Annotated in this window: 16 protein-coding genes; 12 read left to right on the forward strand and 4 right to left on the reverse strand. The window is 65.9% G+C overall.

The window, feature by feature from the left end; all coding sequences use genetic code 11:
- Positions 1-204: 204 nt before the first annotated feature.
- The 4 genes from BM118_RS24520 (at position 205) to BM118_RS24535 (ending at position 5,193) form a co-directional block, all read left to right on the forward strand.
- Positions 205-1,485 carry a hypothetical protein gene (locus BM118_RS24520; protein ID WP_244550227.1) on the forward strand — a complete coding sequence of 427 codons (1,281 nt, stop codon included), beginning with the start codon at positions 205-207 and terminating at the stop codon, positions 1,483-1,485.
- Positions 1,486-1,546: 61 nt separating this feature from the next.
- Positions 1,547-1,819, forward strand: coding sequence for a TonB-dependent receptor plug domain-containing protein (locus tag BM118_RS24525; protein WP_177234652.1), 273 nt, complete (start codon positions 1,547-1,549; stop codon positions 1,817-1,819).
- Between the two features lie 155 nt (positions 1,820-1,974).
- Positions 1,975-2,859 carry a BJP family subclass B3 metallo-beta-lactamase gene (gene blaBJP / locus BM118_RS24530; RefSeq protein ID WP_092188102.1) on the forward strand — a complete coding sequence of 295 codons (885 nt, stop codon included), beginning with the start codon at positions 1,975-1,977 and terminating at the stop codon, positions 2,857-2,859.
- A 324-nt stretch (positions 2,860-3,183) separates the two neighbouring features.
- Positions 3,184-5,193, forward strand: a complete 2,010-nt coding sequence (locus tag BM118_RS24535) for a putative bifunctional diguanylate cyclase/phosphodiesterase (RefSeq protein ID WP_092188104.1) — start codon at positions 3,184-3,186, stop codon at positions 5,191-5,193.
- Positions 5,194-5,210: 17 nt separating this feature from the next.
- Here the strand turns inward: BM118_RS24535 and hutU are convergent, their stop codons facing one another.
- Genes hutU through hutI form a run of 3 tightly spaced genes read right to left on the reverse strand, consistent with a single transcriptional unit; the run spans position 5,211 to position 9,665 of the window.
- A complete protein-coding gene (gene hutU / locus BM118_RS24540; protein ID WP_092188106.1) occupies positions 5,211-6,881 on the reverse strand; it encodes a urocanate hydratase in 1,671 nt (556 codons plus the stop codon).
- 13 nt (positions 6,882-6,894) lie between these two features.
- Positions 6,895-8,454: a histidine ammonia-lyase gene (gene hutH / locus BM118_RS24545; RefSeq protein ID WP_092188108.1), complete on the reverse strand. Its 1,560-nt coding sequence runs from the start codon at positions 8,452-8,454 to the stop codon at positions 6,895-6,897.
- Positions 8,451-9,665: an imidazolonepropionase gene (hutI, locus tag BM118_RS24550; protein WP_092188110.1), complete on the reverse strand. Its 1,215-nt coding sequence runs from the start codon at positions 9,663-9,665 to the stop codon at positions 8,451-8,453. The genes hutH and hutI overlap by 4 nt, the downstream gene beginning before the upstream one ends.
- A 99-nt stretch (positions 9,666-9,764) precedes the next feature.
- Here hutI and BM118_RS24555 point away from each other — a divergent pair, with 99 nt between their 5' ends.
- The 8 genes from BM118_RS24555 (at position 9,765) to BM118_RS24590 (ending at position 17,559) form a co-directional block, all read left to right on the forward strand.
- A complete protein-coding gene (locus BM118_RS24555; RefSeq protein ID WP_092188112.1) occupies positions 9,765-11,123 on the forward strand; it encodes a formimidoylglutamate deiminase in 1,359 nt (452 codons plus the stop codon).
- Positions 11,120-11,848 (forward strand): histidine utilization repressor, encoded by a 729-nt coding sequence (hutC, locus tag BM118_RS24560; RefSeq protein ID WP_027546434.1) that lies wholly within the window; start codon positions 11,120-11,122, stop codon positions 11,846-11,848. The genes BM118_RS24555 and hutC overlap by 4 nt, the downstream gene beginning before the upstream one ends.
- Before the next feature lie 110 nt (positions 11,849-11,958).
- Positions 11,959-12,903, forward strand: coding sequence for an ABC transporter substrate-binding protein (locus BM118_RS24565; protein ID WP_092188114.1), 945 nt, complete (start codon positions 11,959-11,961; stop codon positions 12,901-12,903).
- Positions 12,904-12,973: 70 nt separating this feature from the next.
- The gene (locus BM118_RS24570; protein ID WP_027546432.1) at positions 12,974-13,747 is read left to right on the forward strand and encodes an ABC transporter permease; all 774 of its coding nucleotides are present in this window, start codon (positions 12,974-12,976) and stop codon (positions 13,745-13,747) included.
- Positions 13,744-14,529: an ABC transporter ATP-binding protein gene (locus tag BM118_RS24575; protein WP_177234653.1), complete on the forward strand. Its 786-nt coding sequence runs from the start codon at positions 13,744-13,746 to the stop codon at positions 14,527-14,529. Before BM118_RS24570 ends, BM118_RS24575 begins: the two co-directional genes overlap by 4 nt.
- On the forward strand, positions 14,522-15,754 hold the full coding sequence (locus BM118_RS24580) for a Zn-dependent hydrolase (RefSeq protein WP_092188116.1): 1,233 nt from the start codon (positions 14,522-14,524) through the stop codon (positions 15,752-15,754). The genes BM118_RS24575 and BM118_RS24580 overlap by 8 nt, the downstream gene beginning before the upstream one ends.
- A gap of 18 nt (positions 15,755-15,772) precedes the next feature.
- Complete coding sequence (locus tag BM118_RS24585; RefSeq protein WP_092188117.1) at positions 15,773-16,486, forward strand: phosphoribosyltransferase; 714 nt, start codon at positions 15,773-15,775, stop codon at positions 16,484-16,486.
- A 146-nt stretch (positions 16,487-16,632) separates the two neighbouring features.
- Complete coding sequence (locus BM118_RS24590; RefSeq protein WP_092188119.1) at positions 16,633-17,559, forward strand: catalase family peroxidase; 927 nt, start codon at positions 16,633-16,635, stop codon at positions 17,557-17,559.
- 19 nt (positions 17,560-17,578) lie between these two features.
- On the opposite strand, the gene BM118_RS24595 is transcribed toward BM118_RS24590, so the two are convergent.
- Positions 17,579-18,511 (reverse strand): helix-turn-helix domain-containing protein, encoded by a 933-nt coding sequence (locus BM118_RS24595; protein WP_092188121.1) that lies wholly within the window; start codon positions 18,509-18,511, stop codon positions 17,579-17,581.
- Between the last annotated feature and the right edge of the window lie 158 nt (positions 18,512-18,669).

Below are 18,669 nucleotides of genomic sequence, written 5' to 3' on the forward strand. Positions count from 1 at the left end.
TTGCATTGTGGTCGTCGTCACAGTCCCGACCGGCGATAACACCGTGGCTTCATGCGATCGCAGCTTCTCGCACGAGCGATGACGCGCGGATGTTCTGCAATTGGTCCCACCCAGATTGACATCGGTGTGACGGCCGGGGCAGTTTTTCACATTGCTGGCGAATCAGCGATTGCCTCACGCCGAGTACCTCTTGGACAACTCCCAGTGCTTTCGAGACTGATATCGTTGCTGCGCCGCATCCCTGCGGTGAAATGGGCGTTTACGAGGCTTCGGCCCTTGCCGCAGGGCGGCAGCATCGACGTTTCGCCGACCGCGGCGTGCGATTCGCCCGCCATCGTCGTCGACGCTGCAGAAGCCGCACCGACTCCCGACATCAGCATCAAGACCGATCTCGGCGACCCAGGCATCACGGTCGCAGCGCCGGTCGCCGAGGACGACACCGCGATCTCTGTCATCGCGCAGAGCCCGCCGGCGGCGCAGACAGAGACCAGCGCCAGCAGCGATTCATCTCCGGAGATGCCGGCGGAAGCCGAGCCGGTCGTCGTGGAGGAGGCTTCGGTCTCGCCTGTCGACGTGGAGACCGCGTCCGTTGATGTTCCTGACCTTACCGTCGGCAGAGCCTCACCTGCGGAACTCCCGGCGAGCGTCGAGCCGGTCGGCACGGAAGAGGCGTCAGCCCAGCCTGTCGCCATCGATAGCGCGCCGGTCGACATTCCCGAGCTCGCCGTCAGCGGCAGTCCAGCTCGCGAACTCCCGACCGACGTTGAGCCCGTCGTCACGGAGGAGACACCGGTCTCGTCTGTCGATGGCGAGACCGCTCCGGTTGCTACGCTCGACCTCATTGTCAGCCACGAACCATCCTCAGACATTCTCGTCGATATCGAGCCGGCCATCGTGGACGACCCCCACGTCGCCCTCGCCGACATCGAAGTCTCTACGGCTGATCTCCCTGCCATCCGCGTCGACAGCGGTTCATCCGCCGATGTCGCCATGGAGATCGAGCCGGTCCCTGCAGGCGATCCCGCACCGGTCACAGCGGTCGCCACGGTGGACGCTTCTGCCGACACCTCCAGCGAGGTCGCGGACATCGCGCCGGAGCCGATCCTTGCGTCTCCCGCACCAGAGATCCGCAGCGCAGCGAAGGTTCGCGCAAGAGCGACGGAACCCGCCGATCGCGCGGCGCTGATCCGGCAGCGCTGGGCGGAGACCGGGATCAGGATGTGGAATCCGCGGCTTCACGGCACCGGCGATGCCACGTTGAACATCCAGGGCCGTGTCGAGCTGCTGCCGCCCGCGCCCGGCGAGACGATGCCGCGCTACGACAAGCTCGAGTTCAGGATGCTGGGCGGGCAGATCGTCTGCGAGGGCGTCATCGTCGAGGCGCCCGCACAGGCGGGCCATCGCAGCTTTACCCGGCTCGCCGAGCCTGGGAAGCCAGACCGGGTCCGCGAGCCGGTGCGGGAACGCCAGGCCGCACTCGCCTGACCTTTTCCTCAATGTGACGCCCGCCATATGCTAGGCTGATGTCCTGGATATGGGAGCTCGCATGCCCACAAAATCATTGCGATTGATTGTGATCGTCGCCCTCTGCGTCTCGCAGGGAGCCTTTGCCGCTTCCGGCAAGCGGCCGCACCATGCGCCCGCCACCGATCCGGCCGCACCCTACAAGGCCGACCGGCTCTCGTCCTCGCGCGGCGAGACGATCCTGAACACGCCGGGCCAGACCACCGTGCTGACGCGGCAGGTCCTCGACGACATGAACGCGAGAAGCCTCCGGGACGCCATGCGCTCGACCGCCGGCGTCACGATCGGGCGGTGAGACGCCGACGCCCAGCGCCGCTATTCCCGCGCGGTCCCCGAAATATTCCCGACACGAAGTCGTTGCTGTCGCACCGCGCACGACGTAGCTTGCGCACCGGTCGACGCAAAGGTCGCGTCCGATCGAAACGACAAGAACACTTTGGGAGGCAAACTATGAGAAAGCTCACGGCCGCGCTGTGCGCGTTGGTATTGTTCGTACCGGCTGCGCAGGCACAGACCATCAAGGATTTTCTGGCAGTGGCCATGAAGAAGTGGACGGCGCCGTTCGAGCCGTTCCAGCTCATCGACAACATCTATTATGTCGGAACCGACGGCATTGCCGTCTATGTCGTCAAGACATCGCAGGGCCTGATCCTGATGGACACGGCGATGCCCCAGTCCACCGGCATGATCAAGGACAACATCGCGAAGCTCGGCTTCAAGGTTGCCGACATCAAGATCATCCTCAACACGCACGCGCATCTCGACCACACCGGCGGCTTCGCCGAGATCAAGAAGGAGACCGGTGCGCAGCTCATCGCCGGCGAGCGCGACAAGCCGCTGCTCGAAGGCGGCTATTATCCGGGCGACGAGAAGAACGAGGACCTCACCTTCCCCGCGGTGAAGGTCGATCGCGCGGTGAAGGAAGGCGACAAGGTCACGCTCGGCGACACCACGCTGACGGCACATGCAACGCCCGGCCATTCGCCGGGCTGCACGAGCTGGGAGATGACCGTCAAGGACGGCAGGGAGAGCCGCGAGGTGCTGTTCTTCTGCAGCGGCACGGTGGCGCTGAACCGGCTGGTCGGCCAGCCGACCTATCCCGGTATCGTCGACGACTACCGCGCGACCTTCGCGAAGGCCAAGGCGATGAAGATCGACGTGCTGCTCGGGCCGCATCCGGAAGTCTATGGCATGCAGGCCAAGCGCGCCGAGATGAAGGAGGGCGCGCCGAACCCGTTCGTCAAGCCGGGCGAGATCGTGACCTACGCGACCGGCCTGTCGGAGGATTTCGACAAGCAGCTCGCCAAGCAGACCGCGGCGCTCGAGAAGAAATAGCGGCCGTCTTGCGCTCTCTCACCTCTCCCCCCGCGGGAGAGAGGTGAATCACGTGGGCCGGCTGACCGCGCGGCAATACGCTGCACCGCGCCGACGCGCATGGTTAACAGATCGTAGCTGCGGCGATTGCGGGCGAGCGGTGCCCGAGGCACCCGCCTCCGCCGCGGGATATCGTTAACGCCGCCTCACCAATGCACGTGGCCGGAAAATCTGCGGTAGCGTGCAACCTGCGCTGGCTTTCGTGCGGAACCCGATCTAACGCGCCCTTTACCCCCGCCGTGCAAGATCCTCCGCGTTTTGAAGGGATCCGGGGCGCGTATTGCAATGCCTGTTGTCGATTTGAAATCACATTTTGCGGTCGCCATGCAGCTGTTTCGCGTGCCGGCCGACAACCCGGATCTGACGCGCGCGCAGTTCGACGCCTTCTCCAAGCAGATCCCGCTGCTCTACTTCATCCTCATGAGCAACACGATCGCGGTCGCCTATACGTATGCGAACGTGGCGCCGGACTGGCTGACGATGATCGTGCCGAGCGTGCTGACCGTGCTCGCCACGCTCCGGACCTACTGGTGGCTGCGCCAGCGTCACCTCGTGCGCAGCGACGCCGACATCCTGCGCAATCTGCGCGCCACCAACTGGCTGACCGTGCCGATCGGCGCCGGCTTCACCGCCTGGTCCTTCGCGCTCTACCCTTACGGCGATCCCTTCGCCAAGAGTCAGGTCGCCTTCTACATGGCGGTGACAGTGATCGGCTGCATCTTCTCGCTGATGCACCTGCGCTCGGCGGCGCTGATCGTGACGCTGATCGTCGACATGCCCTATGTGCTCTTCTTCTTCGCCACCGGCGAGCCGACGTTGAAGGCGATCGCGGTCAACAACCTGCTCGTCTCCGGCGCGATGGTGACGGTGCTGTTCATCTATTACCGCGACTTCGCCGATCTCGTGTCGAGCCGCAAGTCGCTGCTGGCGCAGCAGGCGGCCACCCAGGCGCTTTCGGACGAGAACTTCCGCCTCGCAAATCTCGATTCCCTCACCGAGCTGCCGAACCGCCGCCGCTTCTTCGCCGAGCTGTCGAGCGCCTTTGCCGATGCCGAGCGCAGGAATGTTCGTGTCGCGGTCGGGATCATCGACCTCGACGGCTTCAAGCCGATCAACGACAACTACGGCCACAGCGTCGGCGACCGCGTCCTGATCGAGGCGGGCCGGCGCATCCGCGAGGTCTGCGAGGGCTTCGGCCCGCAGCGGGTGGAGTTCGCCCGGCTCGGCGGCGACGAGTTCGGCCTCGTCGTGTGCGGCGACCCCGAGGAGGCGGATCTGGCGCGGCTTGGCGAACGCATCGGCGACCAGGTCAAGCTTCCCTACCAGCTCGACACCGCCCATACCGGTCTGTCCTGCTCGACCGGTTTCGCGTTGTTCCCGCAATCGGCAACGACGGCGGAAGCGCTCTATGAATGCGCCGACTATTCGCTCTATCACGCCAAGCGTCATCTGCGCGGCCGCACCGTGATCTTCTCGAGCGAGCTCGAGGCCGAGATCCGCAGCCGCGGCGTCATCGAGAATCTGCTGCGCACCGCCGATTTCAGCACCGAGATGGACCTGGTGTTCCAGCCGATCGTGGACGCCATGAGCGAGCACACGGCCGGCTTCGAGGTTTTGGCGCGCTGGCACAGCTCCCGCCTCGGCCTGGTTTCGCCGGCCGACTTCATCCCGGCCGCCGAGCGCATCGGACTGATCCGGCCGCTGACGCAGGCGCTGCTGGTTCGGGCGCTCGCGACCGCGAAGACCTGGCCCGACCACATCCGCCTGTCGTTCAACCTCTCCGCCCACGACGTCTGCGCGGCCGAAGGCATCCTGCCGCTGATCACCATCGTCGAGAAAAGCGGGCTGCCGCCGCACCGGATCGATTTCGAGATCACCGAGACCGCCGTCACCTTCGATTTCGTGCGCGCGCAGCAGTCGATCGCGGCATTGAAGGCAATGGGCTGCGGCATTTCATTGGACGATTTCGGCACCGGCTATTCCTCGCTGAGCCACGTGCACCGTCTGCCGCTCGACAAGATCAAGGTCGACCGCAGCTTCGTCGCCGACATCAACGACAATCCGGTCAGCCACAAGATCATCAAGTCGCTCACGGGCCTCTGCGACGACATGGAGATCGCCTGTGTCGCCGAGGGCGTCGAGACCCGCGCCCAGCTCGACACCCTGCGCCGCCTGGGATGCGATTTCATCCAGGGCTACTATTTCGCAAAGCCCATGCCGGGCAATGCGATTGACGATTATCTCGCGAACGAACGGCAGCGCCTCGACGGCGCCGGGGCCAAGGTCGTGGCCTGAGGCCAGGACCGGGCGCGCTATTTCGTCAAACTGGGCAGATCGAGCCCCTTGTCGCGGGCGCAATCGATCGCGATGTCGTAGCCGGCGTCAGCGTGGCGCATCACGCCGCTGGCGGGATCGTTCCAGAGCACGCGCTCGATGCGCTTTGCAGCTTCCGGCGTGCCATCGGCGACGATCACCATGCCGGCATGCTGGGAATAGCCGATGCCGACGCCGCCGCCATGATGCAGCGATACCCAGGTCGCGCCGCTGGCGCAATTGAGCAGCGCATTGAGCAACGGCCAGTCGGACACCGCGTCCGATCCGTCCTTCATGGCCTCGGTCTCGCGGTTCGGGCTTGCCACCGAGCCGCTGTCGAGATGGTCGCGGCCGATCACGACCGGCGCCTTGAGCTCACCGCGCGCCACCATCTCGTTGAAGGCAAGGCCGAGCCGGTGACGATCGCCGAGGCCGACCCAGCAGATCCGCGCCGGCAGGCCCTGGAATTTGATGCGCTCCTTCGCCATGTCGAGCCAGTTGTGCAGATGCTTGTCATCAGGCATCAGCTCCTTGACCTTGGCGTCGGTCTTGAAGATGTCCTCGGGATCGCCCGACAGCGCAGCCCAGCGGAACGGCCCGACGCCGCGGCAGAACAGAGGGCGGATATAGGCGGGGACGAAGCCGGGAAAATCGAAGGCGTTCTTCAGGCCCATGTCCTGCGCCATCTGGCGGATGTTGTTGCCGTAGTCGAGCGTCGGGATTCCTTGCGCGTGGAAGTCCAGCATGGCCTGGACATGCTCGACCATCGAGGTCTTCGACGCGCGCTCGACGGCCTTGGGATCGGAGGCGCGTCTTGCCTCCCATTCGGCGAGCGTCCAGCCTTTGGGAAGATAGCCGTTGATCGGATCATGGGCGCTGGTCTGGTCGGTGACGATGTCGGGCTTGACGCCGCGACGCACCAGCTCCGGAAAAATCTCCGCGGCATTGCCGAGCAGGCCAACCGAGACCGCCTTCTGCGTCTTGGCAGCATCGGCCATGATCGCGAGCGCTTCGTCGAGCGTTGCGGCCTGGCGATCGAGATAGCCGGTGCGCAGCCGCATCTCGATGCGGCTCGGCTGGCATTCAACCGCGAGCATCGAGGCTCCGGCCATGGTCGCGGCCAGCGGCTGCGCGCCGCCCATGCCGCCAAGGCCGGCGGTGAGGATCCATTTGCCGGCAAGGCTGCCGCCATAATGGCGACGGCCGACCTCGACGAAGGTCTCGTAAGTGCCCTGCACGATGCCCTGGCTGCCGATATAGATCCAGGAGCCGGCCGTCATCTGGCCGTACATCATCAGGCCCTTGCGGTCGAGCTCGTTGAAATGGTCGAGCGTCGCCCAATGTGGCACGATGTTGGAGTTCGCGATCAGCACGCGCGGAGCATCGGCGTGGGTGCGGAAGATGCCGACCGGCTTGCCGGACTGGATCAGCAGCGTCTCGTCGTCTTCGAGCTTGCGCAACGCCGCCGTAATCCGGTCAAAGCTCTCCCAGTCGCGCGCGGCGCGGCCGATGCCGCCATAGACGACGAGTTCGCTCGGGCGCTCCGCGACATCAGGATCGAGATTGTTCATCAGCATGCGCAACGGGGCTTCCGTCAGCCAGCTCTTGGCGCTGATGTCGCTGCCACGGGGCGCGCGGATGGTGCGGTCGTTGTCCAGTCGGCGGTTCATGCGGAACACCTCTTCAGGCAAGCCTCGGAAATGGATCAGATGAGAGCACGCCGATCGCAGCCCCCGGCAGCGCGTCGGCCTCGACGAGTGCGGCGGCCTTGGCGAGATCACCGGCCATGTAGCGGTCGGCGCCGAGCGCGGGCACCTGTTCGCGAAGCGCGGCAATGACGGCGACGAGCGGCGCGCTGGTCGCATGCGGCGCGCGCAGCGTAATGCCTTGCGCGGCGACCAGGAGCTCGATGCCGAGAATGGCGGCGAGATTGTCCGCCATATCGGCGAGGCGCCGCGCGGCATGCGCGGCCATCGACACGTGGTCTTCCTGGTTGGCGCTGGTCGGCGTCGAATCGATCGAGCAGGCGAGCGCACGCTGCTTGTTCTCGGCATAGAGCGCGGCCGCCGTGACCTCGGCGATCATGAAGCCGGAATTGATGCCGGGATCGGGCGTGAGGAACGGCGGCAGACCGAAGTTCAGCGCGGGATCGACCAGCGTCGCGATGCGCCGCTCGCTGATTGCGCCGATTTCCGCCAGTGCCAGCGCGATTGTATCGGCCGCAAACGCCACGGGTTCGGCGTGGAAATTGCCGCCGGAGACGATCTCGCCGGTCTCGACCAGGACGAGCGGGTTGTCGGTGACGGCATTGGCCTCGACGATCAGGGTTCGCGCAGCCTGCGTGATCAGATCAAGCGCGGCACCTGCGACCTGCGGCTGGCAACGCAGGCAATAGGGATCCTGCACACGTTCGTCGCCTTCGAGATGCGACAGGCGGATGTCGCTGCCGTCGAGCAGCGCAGTCAGCGTCGCGGCTGCGGCGATCTGCCCGGCATGGCCGCGCAGCGCCTGGATTTCAGCGCGGAACGGCGCCGTGGAGGCCATTGCCGCATCGACCGACAGCGCGCCAGTGACGAGCGCAGCACGGGCCAGATGAAACGCACGCAGCACGCCGGAAATGGCATAAGCGGTCGAAAACTGCGTTCCGTTGATCAGTGCGAGCCCCTCCTTGGGCCCGAGGGTCAGCGGCGCAAGCCCGGCGGCAGCGAGTGCCTCGCCACCCGACACGGTCTTGCCGTCGACAATCGCCTGCCCCTCGCCGATCATGACGGCGGTCATGTGCGCGAGCGGCGCGAGGTCACCGGAGGCCCCGACCGAGCCCTGCTGCGGCACCAGCGGACAGACGCGCCGCGCCAGCATTCCCTGCAACTGCTCGATCACCTCGCGGCGTACGCCGGAGGCGCCGCGCCCGAGCGAGACGATCTTCAGCGCCATCATCAGCCGCACGATCGGCTCCGGCGTCGCCGGACCGACACCGCAACAATGCGAGACGATGAGGTTGCGCTGGAGCAGCGCGGTCTGGTCGGGCGGGATGCGCTTCGAGGCGAGCTTCCCGAAGCCGGTATTGATGCCGTAGACGGGGGCGTCTGCTTGCGCCGCCTTGGCGACGATCGCCGCGGCCGCCTCGACACGCGGCCAGAACGACGGATCGAGCACGACGGGCTGTCCCGCTAGCACGCGCGCAAGATCGTCCAGGCCGACCGTTCCCGGTTTGACGACGATCGCGGCGCCCTGCTCCGTCACTGTCCCCTCCATACCCGGCGGTGCAGCGGATTGAAGCCGATGCGGTAAACGAGTTCGGCGGGCCGCTCGATGTCCCAGATCGCGAGATCGCACCATTTGCCGGCCTCTAACGTACCGGTCTCCTGAAGCAGGCCGAGCGCCCGCGCGCCTTCGCGGGTGACGCCGGCGAGACATTCGGCCACCGTCATCCGGAACAACGTCGCCCCCATGTTCATCGCCAGCAGCAGCGAGGTCAGCGGCGAACTGCCGGGATTGCAGTCGGTCGCGAGCGCCATGCGAACGCCGTGCTTGCGGAACGCCTCGACCGGCGGCTTTTGTGTCTCGCGAATGAAATAGAAGGCGCCAGGCAGCAGCACGGCCACCGTTCCGGCCTTCGCCATCGCGGCCGCTCCGGCTTCGTCGGTATGCTCCAAATGATCGGCCGACAGCGCGGAGAATTTTGCCGCGAGCGCAGCACCGCCAAGGTTCGACAGTTGGTCCGCATGAAGCTTGACCGGCAGCCCAAGCCCCCTCGCCGTCTCGAACACCCGCGCGGTCTGCTCGGCGGAGAACGCGATGCCCTCCATGAAGGCATCGACGGCATCGGCAAGGCCAGCCTTCGCGACCGCGGGCAGCATCTCCTTGCAGACGAGATCGATGTAGCGATCCTTGTCACCATCGGCCTCGGGCGGCAGTGCATGGGCGCCGAGGAAGGACGTGCGGATCGCAACCGGCCGCTGGCCGCCGAGGCTGCGCGCGGCTGCGAGCTGACGCATCTCGGTCTCGGCGTCCAGGCCGTAGCCCGACTTGATCTCGACCGTGGTGGCGCCCTCGCCGATCAGCGCATCGAGCCGCGGCAGCGCGCTTGCGACGAGCTCGGCCTCGCTTGCCTTGCCCGTCGCGGCCACCGTCGAGACGATGCCGCCGCCGGCCCGTGCAATCTCCTCGTAGCTTGCACCCTTCAGGCGCAGCTCGAACTCGTGCGCGCGGTTGCCGCCATAGACGAGATGGGTGTGGCAGTCGACGAGGCCGGGCGTGATCCAGCGCCCCGCGCAATCGATCCGCTCGATGGCATCCGCATCCGCCGGAAAGTCCGCCGCTGCGTCCGCATAGACGATGTGGCCGCCGCGCGCGGCAATCACGCCATGCTCGATCTCGCCGAGATCGGGGCGATCGGGCCGCATCGTGGCGAGGCGGGCATTGTGCCAGATCCGGTCGAAGCGCTCTGCCATGCAACTGTCCCTTCGCGGATGTCCCTGCGCCCTGGGATGCTTGACTTATATGTCTAGACATATAATCGTAAGGCGGTTCTGTCCAGCCGGCGTGTAATCATGACCCGACTGCATTTCGCCTCCGCGCTCCTGCCCTCGGGCTGGGCCAATGACGTGCAGGTGGTGATCACCGCCGGCGCGATCGCGGCGGTGACACCGGGCATCGCGCCGGCCGCCGGCGACGAGCGTCACCAAATCGCGCTTCCGGGGCTTGCAAGCCTGCACAGCCACGCCTTCCAGCGCGGCATGGCGGGACTTGCGGAACAGCGCGGCGACTCGACCGACACGTTCTGGACCTGGCGCGAGACGATGTATCGCTTTGCGCTGGCAATGACGCCGGACGACGTAGCGACTGTTGCGACACTGCTTTATGTCGAGATGCTGGAGCAGGGTTTTACCCGCGTCGGCGAATTCCATTATCTGCATCATGATCGCGACGGCTCGCCCTACGCCGATCTCGCCGAGATGGCTGCACGCATTGCGCAGGCCGCCGAAGCGTCGGGTATTGCGCTGACGCTGCTGCCGAGTTTTTATGCGCATGGCTCTTTTGGAGGCGCGGCACCACATGCCGGCCAACGCCGCTTCATCTGCTCGGTCGATCGGTTCGCCGCGCTGATGGCTGCGTCGCGTCAAGCGATCGCAGCATTGCCAGGGGCCAATATCGGCATCGCGCCGCACAGTTTGCGCGCGGTGGCGCCGGACGAGCTCGCGGCGATCATTCCGCTCGCCGACGGCGGCCCTGTGCACATTCACGCCGCAGAGCAGGTGAAGGAAGTCGAGGATTGCCTGGCCTGGTCGAGCCGGCGCCCGGTGCAATGGCTGCTGGAGCACACACCGGTCGATCAACGCTGGTGCCTCATCCACGCAACCCACACGACGAACGAGGAGGTCACCGCGCTCGCCAAGACAGGCGCGGTTGCCGGCCTCTGCCCCATCACCGAAGCGAGCCTCGGCGACGGCATTTTTCCAGCCCGCGAATTCCTCGATGCCGGCGGCCGTTTCGGCGTCGGCACCGATTCCAATGTGCTGGTCGGTGTCGCCGACGAGCTGCGCCAGCTCGAATACGGCCAGCGGCTGAAGCATCGCCAGCGCAACGTGCTCTCCGGCGGCGCAGGCGCCTCGACCGGACGCACGCTGTTCGATCAAGCCCTCGCCGGCGGCTCGCAGGCACTTGCGCAGCGGACCGTCGGTCTCACACCGGGCGCGCGCGCCGACATCGTCACGCTCGACTCCGCGCATCCGTCGCTCGCAGGGCGTCAGGGCGATGCGGCCATCGACGGCTGGATCTTTGCGGCAGGCAGCGGCGCGATCGATTGCGTCTGGGCCGGCGGCGACAAGGTCGTCGAGGGCGGACGGCACCGGCTGCGTCAGGCGGCGCGCGAGCGCTTCAACGCATCGGTGCGGAGGCTCCTCGCATGAGCCTCGCTACTGATGGCGCCGACCAGCCGACGCTCTACAAGCGCATCCGCGCCGACATCGAGAAGCGCATCCTGACCGGCGAGTGGCCGCCGGGTCACCGCATTCCGTTCGAGCACGAGCTGGTGGCACGCTACGGCTGCTCGCGCATGACCGTAAACAAGGCGCTGTCAGAACTCGCGCAGGCCGATCTGATCGAGCGGCGGCGGCGCGCCGGATCGTTCGTGCGCCGGCCGCAGCATCAGTCGGCGGTGCTCAAAATCGCCGATATCCGCGCCGAGATCACCGCACTCGGCCGCGCTTACGGCTACGAGCTGATCCATCGCAAGCTGCGCATGGCGACCGCCGCCGACCGCGACCGTCTCGGGGTGAAGAAGGCCGGCAAGGTGGTCGCGATCGCCTGCCGCCACAGCGCCGACAACGTGCCGTTTGCCGTCGAGGACAGGCTGATCGATCTCTCGTCCGTGCCGAATGCTGCGACCGCGGACTTCTCGCGCGAGCCGCCCGGCTCGTGGCTGCTTCACCATGTCCCATGGACAGAGGCCGAGCATACGATCAGCGCCATCGTCGCGGACGATCGCGCGGCGCAGGCGCTCGACATTGCCGTCGGCGCGCCCTGCCTCGTGATCGACCGCTACACGTGGCGCAGCACGCGCACGATCACCGCGGTGCGGCTGCTCTATCCCGGTGACTCTCACCGCCTTGTCGCCCGATTCAAGGGGGGTTGAGAGACCAATGTCGGCACAATTCGTGCAACGCTTCGGGCAACGGTCTGCATGGACCGACACGAACAGATCAACAGGACGTTAATCCATCGATCGGCAAGAGGACGACAATCATGCGTAATTCGAAAGTGTTTGCGACAATCATTGCCCTTGCGGCCGCCACTCCGGTGCTCGCCGACGACGTCAAGGTCGGCGTCGGCATCTCCGGATGGACTGGCTTCGCGCCGCTGACGCTGGCGAAGGAGGCCGGCATCTTCAAGAAGAACGGCCTCGACGTCACGATCAAGAAGATCCCGCAGAAGGACCGCCACCTTGCGATTGCCTCCGGCGACATCCAGTGCGCGGCGACCACGGTCGAGACCTGGATCTCCTGGAACGCCAACGGCGTCGCCACCAAGCAGATCTTCCAGCTCGACAAGAGCTACGGCGCCGACGGCATGGCCGTGCGCAACGACATCGCCGCGATCAAGGATCTGAAGGGCAAGACGGTTGCGGCCTCCGCGCCGGGCACCTCGCCGTATTTCGCGCTGGCCTGGATGCTCAAGAAGAACGGCCTCACCACGAAGGACGTGACCGTGGTGAATCTCGAGCCCGCCGCGGCGGCGCAGGCCTTCGTCTCCGGCCAGAACGACGCCGCGATGACCTATGAGCCGTATCTGTCGACCGTGCGCGCCGCGCCGGACAAGGGCAAGATCATCGCGACCACGCTCGACTATCCGATCGTGATGGACACCTTTGGCTGCACGCCGAAATTCCTGAGCGAGAATCCGAAGGCCGCGCAGGCGCTCGCCAACAGCTATTTCGAGGCGCTCGACATGATCGCGAAGGACCAGGCCAAGGCCTATGAGATCATGGGCGCCGACGTGAAGCAGACCGGCGAGCAGTTCGGCAACTCGGCAAAATATCTGCGCTGGCAGGACAAGGCCGCGAACCAGAAGTTCTTCACCGGTGATTTCCTGACCTTCAACAAGGATGCCGCCGAGCTCCTGCTCGAGATCGGCATCATCAAGGCCGCGCCGAAGGTCGAGGACCTCTACGACGCCAGCTTCATCAAGTAACTTTTGCAAGCTGCCGGTTCCGCCAGGAGGCGGAGCCGGCGCCTGATCGACTATTCGGATAGACAGTTTGATGCGTCCCCTGGATCCCGTGACATCGAGGCAGCGCGTAGCCTACGGCCTCGCGTTCTTCGTGCTGTTCGTTGCCCTCTGGTCCTGGGCGACCTTCGGCGGCCATGTGTCGAAGACCTTCCTCGCCAACCCGCTGACCATGGTGCAGGAAGGTTTCGACCTGCTGACAAAGCAAGGCTTCGTGTTCGACATCGGCATGACGATCTGGCGCGTCGTCGGCGGCTTCGCGCTCGCCGCGATCATTGCGGTGCCGTTCGGCGTGCTGATGGGCGCCTACAAGCCGGTCGAGGCCTTTCTCGAACCATTCGTCTCGTTTGCACGCTACCTGCCCGCCTCCGCCTTCATTCCGCTGTTGATCCTGTGGGCCGGCATCGGCGAACTGCAAAAGCTGCTCGTCATCTTCATCGGCTCGGTGTTCCAGGTGATCCTGATGGTCGCCGTAACCGTCGGCGCGACACGTCGCGATCTGGTCGAGGCGGCCTATACGCTCGGGGCCAGCGACCGCGGCATCATCCGCCGTGTGCTGCTGCCCTCCTCCGCGCCGGAGATCGCCGAGATCCTGCGGCTGGTACTGGGCTGGGCCTGGACCTACGTCATCGTCGCCGAGCTGATCGGCTCGTCCTCCGGCATCGGCCACATGATCACCGACAGCCAGGCGCTGCTCAACACCGGCCAGATCATCTTCGGCATCATCGTGATCGGGCTGATCGGACTCGTCTCCGACTTCCTGTTCAAGGCGTTCAACGCCTGGCTGTTTCCCTGGAAGCTCGCATGACGACGCTGAAGATCGAACAGGTCTCGCGAACCTTCCCAGCGCGCCACGGCAATGCGCCGACGAGAGCGCTCGAGCCGACCGACCTCACCATCGGCAACAACGACTTCGTCACCATCCTCGGCCCCTCCGGCTGCGGCAAGTCCACGCTGCTTCGCATCGTCGCCGGCCTCGACCGCCCGACCGGCGGGCGCGTCACGCTCGACGGGCGCGAGGTGACCGGCCCGGGCGCGGATCGCGGCATGGTGTTCCAGTCCTACACCCTGTTTCCCTGGCTGACCGTGCGCGAGAACATCGCCTTCGGCCTGTGCGAGCGCGGTGTGTCGCAGGACGAGCGGCACAAGATCGCCGACGCCTTCATCCGCCAGGTCGGATTGTCCGGCTTCGAGAACCACTGGCCGAAGCAGCTCTCCGGCGGCATGCAGCAGCGCACGGCAATCGCCCGCGCGCTGGCCAATGATCCAAAGATCCTGCTGCTCGACGAGCCCTTCGGCGCGCTCGACAACCAGACCCGCGCCTTGATGCAGGAAATGCTGCTCGGGATCTGGGAGCGCGATCAGAAGACCGTGCTGTTCGTGACGCACGACATCGAGGAGGCGATCTTCCTCGGCAGCCGCGTCATCGTCATGAGCGCGCGCCCCGGCCGCATCAAGGCCGAGATTGCCATAGACCTGCCGCATCCGCGCTCCTACAAGATCAAGACCACGCCGGAATTCGTCCAGCTCAAGGAACGGCTGGTCGAGGAAATCCGTACCGAGGCGTTGAAGGTTGCCGAACATGCCTGACAATCGTCCTTCCTTCGACGGCGCGCGCGTCCTCGCCGACCTCAACGCGCTCCGTGCCATCGGCGCCTACAAGACCGGTGTGCACAAGCCGACCTTCTCCGAGCCGCACAAGCTTTCACTGGACTGGCTGGTGCAGAAGCTGCCCGATGCGGGTCTCTCCGCCGCGATGGACGGCATCGGCAACGTGTTCGGGACCAGCACCAAGCCCGGCCCGAAGCTTCTGGCGGGCTCGCACCTGGAAAGCCAGAACTACGCCGGCTGGCTCGATGGTCCGCTCGGCGTCGTCTACGCGCTCGAGGCCGCGCGGGTGCTCAATGCCGATCCCTCCGTGAAAGGCGCGGTCGAAGTCGCCGCCTGGTGCGACGAGGAAGGACATTTCGGCCACTTCCTGGGCTCGCGCTCCTATGTCGGGCAGGTGACCGAGGCCGACATCGATGCCGCGCGCGACCGCACCAGCGGCCGCACCATGCGCGATGCGCTCGCCGACATGGGGCTCGCCGGACGCCCGCGCATCACCGCCGAGCCGGGGCGGCACGTCGGATATCTGGAGGCGCATATCGAGCAGGGCGACACGCTCGAAAGCGGGCAGCTCGCGGTCGGCGTCGTGACCTCGATCGTCGGCATCTGGCAATACCAGATCAATTTCGTCGGCGAGCAGAACCACGCCGGCACCACCCGCATGGCTGCACGCAAGGATGCCGGCCTCGCGCTGGCCAAATTCTGCGTCGCGATCGACGAGCGCTTCCCAGCCGCGTGCGGTCCGCGCACGGTCTGGACCACGGGCCGCATCACGCTCGATCCGGGCGCGCCGAGCATCATTCCGGGTGGCGCCGAAATGCTGTTCCAGATCCGCGACGACAACCCGGCGGTCATCGCGCGACTGGAGGACCTGCTGCGCACGATGGCCGATGACGTCAACGGGAAGGGCCCCTGCAGCGTCACCGTGGAGAAGATTCGCACCGGCGCTCCCGCCATGATGAACTCCGGCTTTCAGGACGCGATCGAAGCTGCGAGCAAGGCCGTCGCCGGCGGACGATCCATCCGCATGCCCAGCGGCGCCGGCCACGACGCGCAGATGCTCGCGACCGTCATGCCCGCGGGGATGCTGTTCGTGCCGTCGATCGGCGGCATCAGCCATCACTGGACTGAGAACACCGCGGACGCCGACATCGTCACGGGCGCGCAGGTGTTCGTCGACGCCTGCCGGCGCATCCTCGCTGGTTAGGCGTCTGATGCCGGCATCATGACCGCGAGCGAACCCTATACCGAGGCTACGACGGGTTATTGGCAGGACCTGACGCCGGAGGTCCCCGCACGTTTTTCGGCGACGCCCCCCTACCGCTTCGGGTATCCCGCCACCCTGCCCTGCGGCCGCATTCTCGTCTTGCCGCTGCGCCGGTTGCCCGATGGCGATCGCGCCGTCGCTTCGCTCATTGCCAATCAAGCTTCAAACCTCGTTGTCGCGACGCTGGCGGACCATATGGCGACGCAGGCGCGCACATTCGATGCCGAAATCGTAGTCGGACTCCCGACCCTTGGTCTTGCCTTCGCATCGCAGGTCGCCGAACGGCTCGGACAGCCGCGCTATGTCCCGCTCGGTTATTCGCGCAAATTCTGGTACGACGACGCGCTGTCCGAGTCCGTGAGTTCAATCACCAGCCCCGACGCCGGCAAGAAGCTGCGGCTCGATCCGAACCTGCTGCCCCTGATCGAAGGCCACCGCGTGGTGCTGATCGACGATGCGATCTCGACCGGCGCGACTGCGCTCGCGGCGGTGCGCCTGTTGCAGAAGGTCGGCGTCGAAATTGCCGGCATGGTCGTCGCGATGAAGCAGACCAATCGCTGGCAGGCCTCGGCCACGGCACTTCCGGTTCGCGCGGTCTTTGGGTGCCCGCTCTTCCAACGTGGCGAGGGCGGCTGGATACCGCTGGCGGAGACGCAACCCAACATTCCCTGATGGGTCAGGCGGTTGCGAGCATCGGCCACGTGGGCCAGTGCGAGGCACGTGTCTTGAGCAGGATCGGGCAAAATCTGACCGCTTTGGGAAAGATCGCGGGTCCGCATCGCGGCTAGAATCCGGCTCGCACACGCGAGAGATCCGCCATGGCCGAGAGCCCGAACCATGCAGCAACGCCCGCCTCCATCGTCGACGCCCTGAAGGCCGTCGCCGGCAATCCGCCAAAGGTCCGCGCCAGCTTCGCCAAGGGTTGGTGCGTTCGCGGTACCTATACCCCATCGGATCGCGCGCAGGAGATTACGCGATCGCAGAGCTTCACAAGGCCATCGCGCGTGCTGGCGCGCTTCTCGGTGGGCGGGGGCAATCCCGACGTAGCCGACACCAACAATCTGGTGCTGCGCGGCTTCAGCTTCAAGCTTGGCGATGGCGATCACCGCTCGGATATTCTCATGGAAAGCGCGCCTGTGCACTTTGCACGTACGCTCGACCAGATGCTGGCCTTCCTCGAGGCGCGCATCCCGGGACCTGATGGCAAGCCGGACATGGCGAAGGTCGAGGCCTTCTCGGCGGCCAATCCCGAAACGCTCAACCAGGCGAACTACGTCGCCGCGCGTCCGCTGCCCGGAAGCTTTGCCGGCACGACCTATTGGGGCGTGCATTCCTTTCCGGCGACCAATGCGGAAAATGAGACGCGCTTCATCAAGTTCAAGGTCGTCCCGGCCCGCGGCGAGATCACGCTGACCGAGGACGAAGCAAGGACGAAGCCGGCCGACTTCCTGCACAACGATCTCGGCACGCGGATCGCCGCGGGCAATGTCCGCTTCAACGTGATGGCGCTGCTCGACCGCCCCGGCGACCCCACCATGGACGTAACCATACGCTGGCCGGACGAGGATCATCGTGAGGAGGTGCGCCTGGGCACGATCGTGATCACGGGCCTCGAGCCGGACGAGGCCTGCGACGCCTCCATCTTCAATCCGGCCAATCTCGCCGATGGCATCGGCCATCCGCCGGACGAGATCTTTGCGGCGCGGCGGGCCGCCTACACGATCTCACTGGCGAAACGCCGCTGAGGACGGAAGGCGCCAGGCTTCACGTCTCGCGATGCGAAGCGCCGAGCGACTCGCGGCGCCACGCTGCCGGGCTGACGCCGACGATCGAGGAGAACACGCGCGTGAAGTGACTCTGGTTGGCAAAGCCGGCCGAGATCGCGATCTCCGACAGCGGCAGGTCGCGGACGCTCATCAACTGCTTGGCGGCCTTCACGCGCTGCTGAAGCAGCCATTGATGCGGCGGCAGGCCGACCGAGATTCGAAACGCGCGTGAGAAATGGCTGACCGAGAGATCGAGCTCGGCCGCGATCCTCTGCAACGAGAGCTTGCCCCCGAGGTCCGACTCGAGCCTCTCGCAGGCGCGTTTCGCCTGCCATGGCGCGAGTCCGCCGCGCGCGAGTTCGGACGTGCGCTGAAGCCCGCCATAGGTCTGGGCGACATGGGCGGTCAGCCCGAGCATCATGTGATCGATGAAGAGCTGATTGGCCTCGTCCGGCCTGCGCAGGCCCTCCTGTAGCGACGCGCCGATGTGGCGGATGATTTGGTCGTCATGGCCAACGCCGATCTGACAATCGAGCTCGTCGACCCGCGGCGCGTTGCACTGTTCGGCGATGCTGTCGAGCGCTGAACGTGGAATGTAGAAGAACAGGGAGTGGAACGGCTTGTCGATCACGTAGCGCGGATCGCGCTTGAGGTCGTACAGATAGGTCGTCCCCGCACGGACGTCCGCCGTCATGATGCATTTGCCACGCTCCCAGAGCTCGCAATCCGGATAGTCCTGGAGCTTCAGGCTGACGAGAAAGGCGTCTTCGGCGGCGAGCGACCCGGACAGCCCGGACACCGGGTGATCATTCCGGGTTTCGGTGATCGCAAGCTCGGCGCTGCGCAGCGAACGGGTGACCAGCGAGGGCGGCGCATCCTTCAAGCGCAGGAACTGCCCGAGCCTCTGTCCGTAGGCGCCTGCCTGTGTCATCGGGTCATTCCTTCTGCGGACGTCCAAGTGCAGGCCACAGCGCCCCGCGATTTCCGGAATGCATTATCCGATATCCGCCAACGGCTGTCCACGCGCGCACGAGGCAAACAGCAGCCGCTGCGACACACTCACACCGGCGAGACAGGACGATTTCGCAG

The organism is Bradyrhizobium sp. cf659, assembly GCF_900113725.1.
Lineage (GTDB): Bacteria > Pseudomonadota > Alphaproteobacteria > Rhizobiales > Xanthobacteraceae > Bradyrhizobium.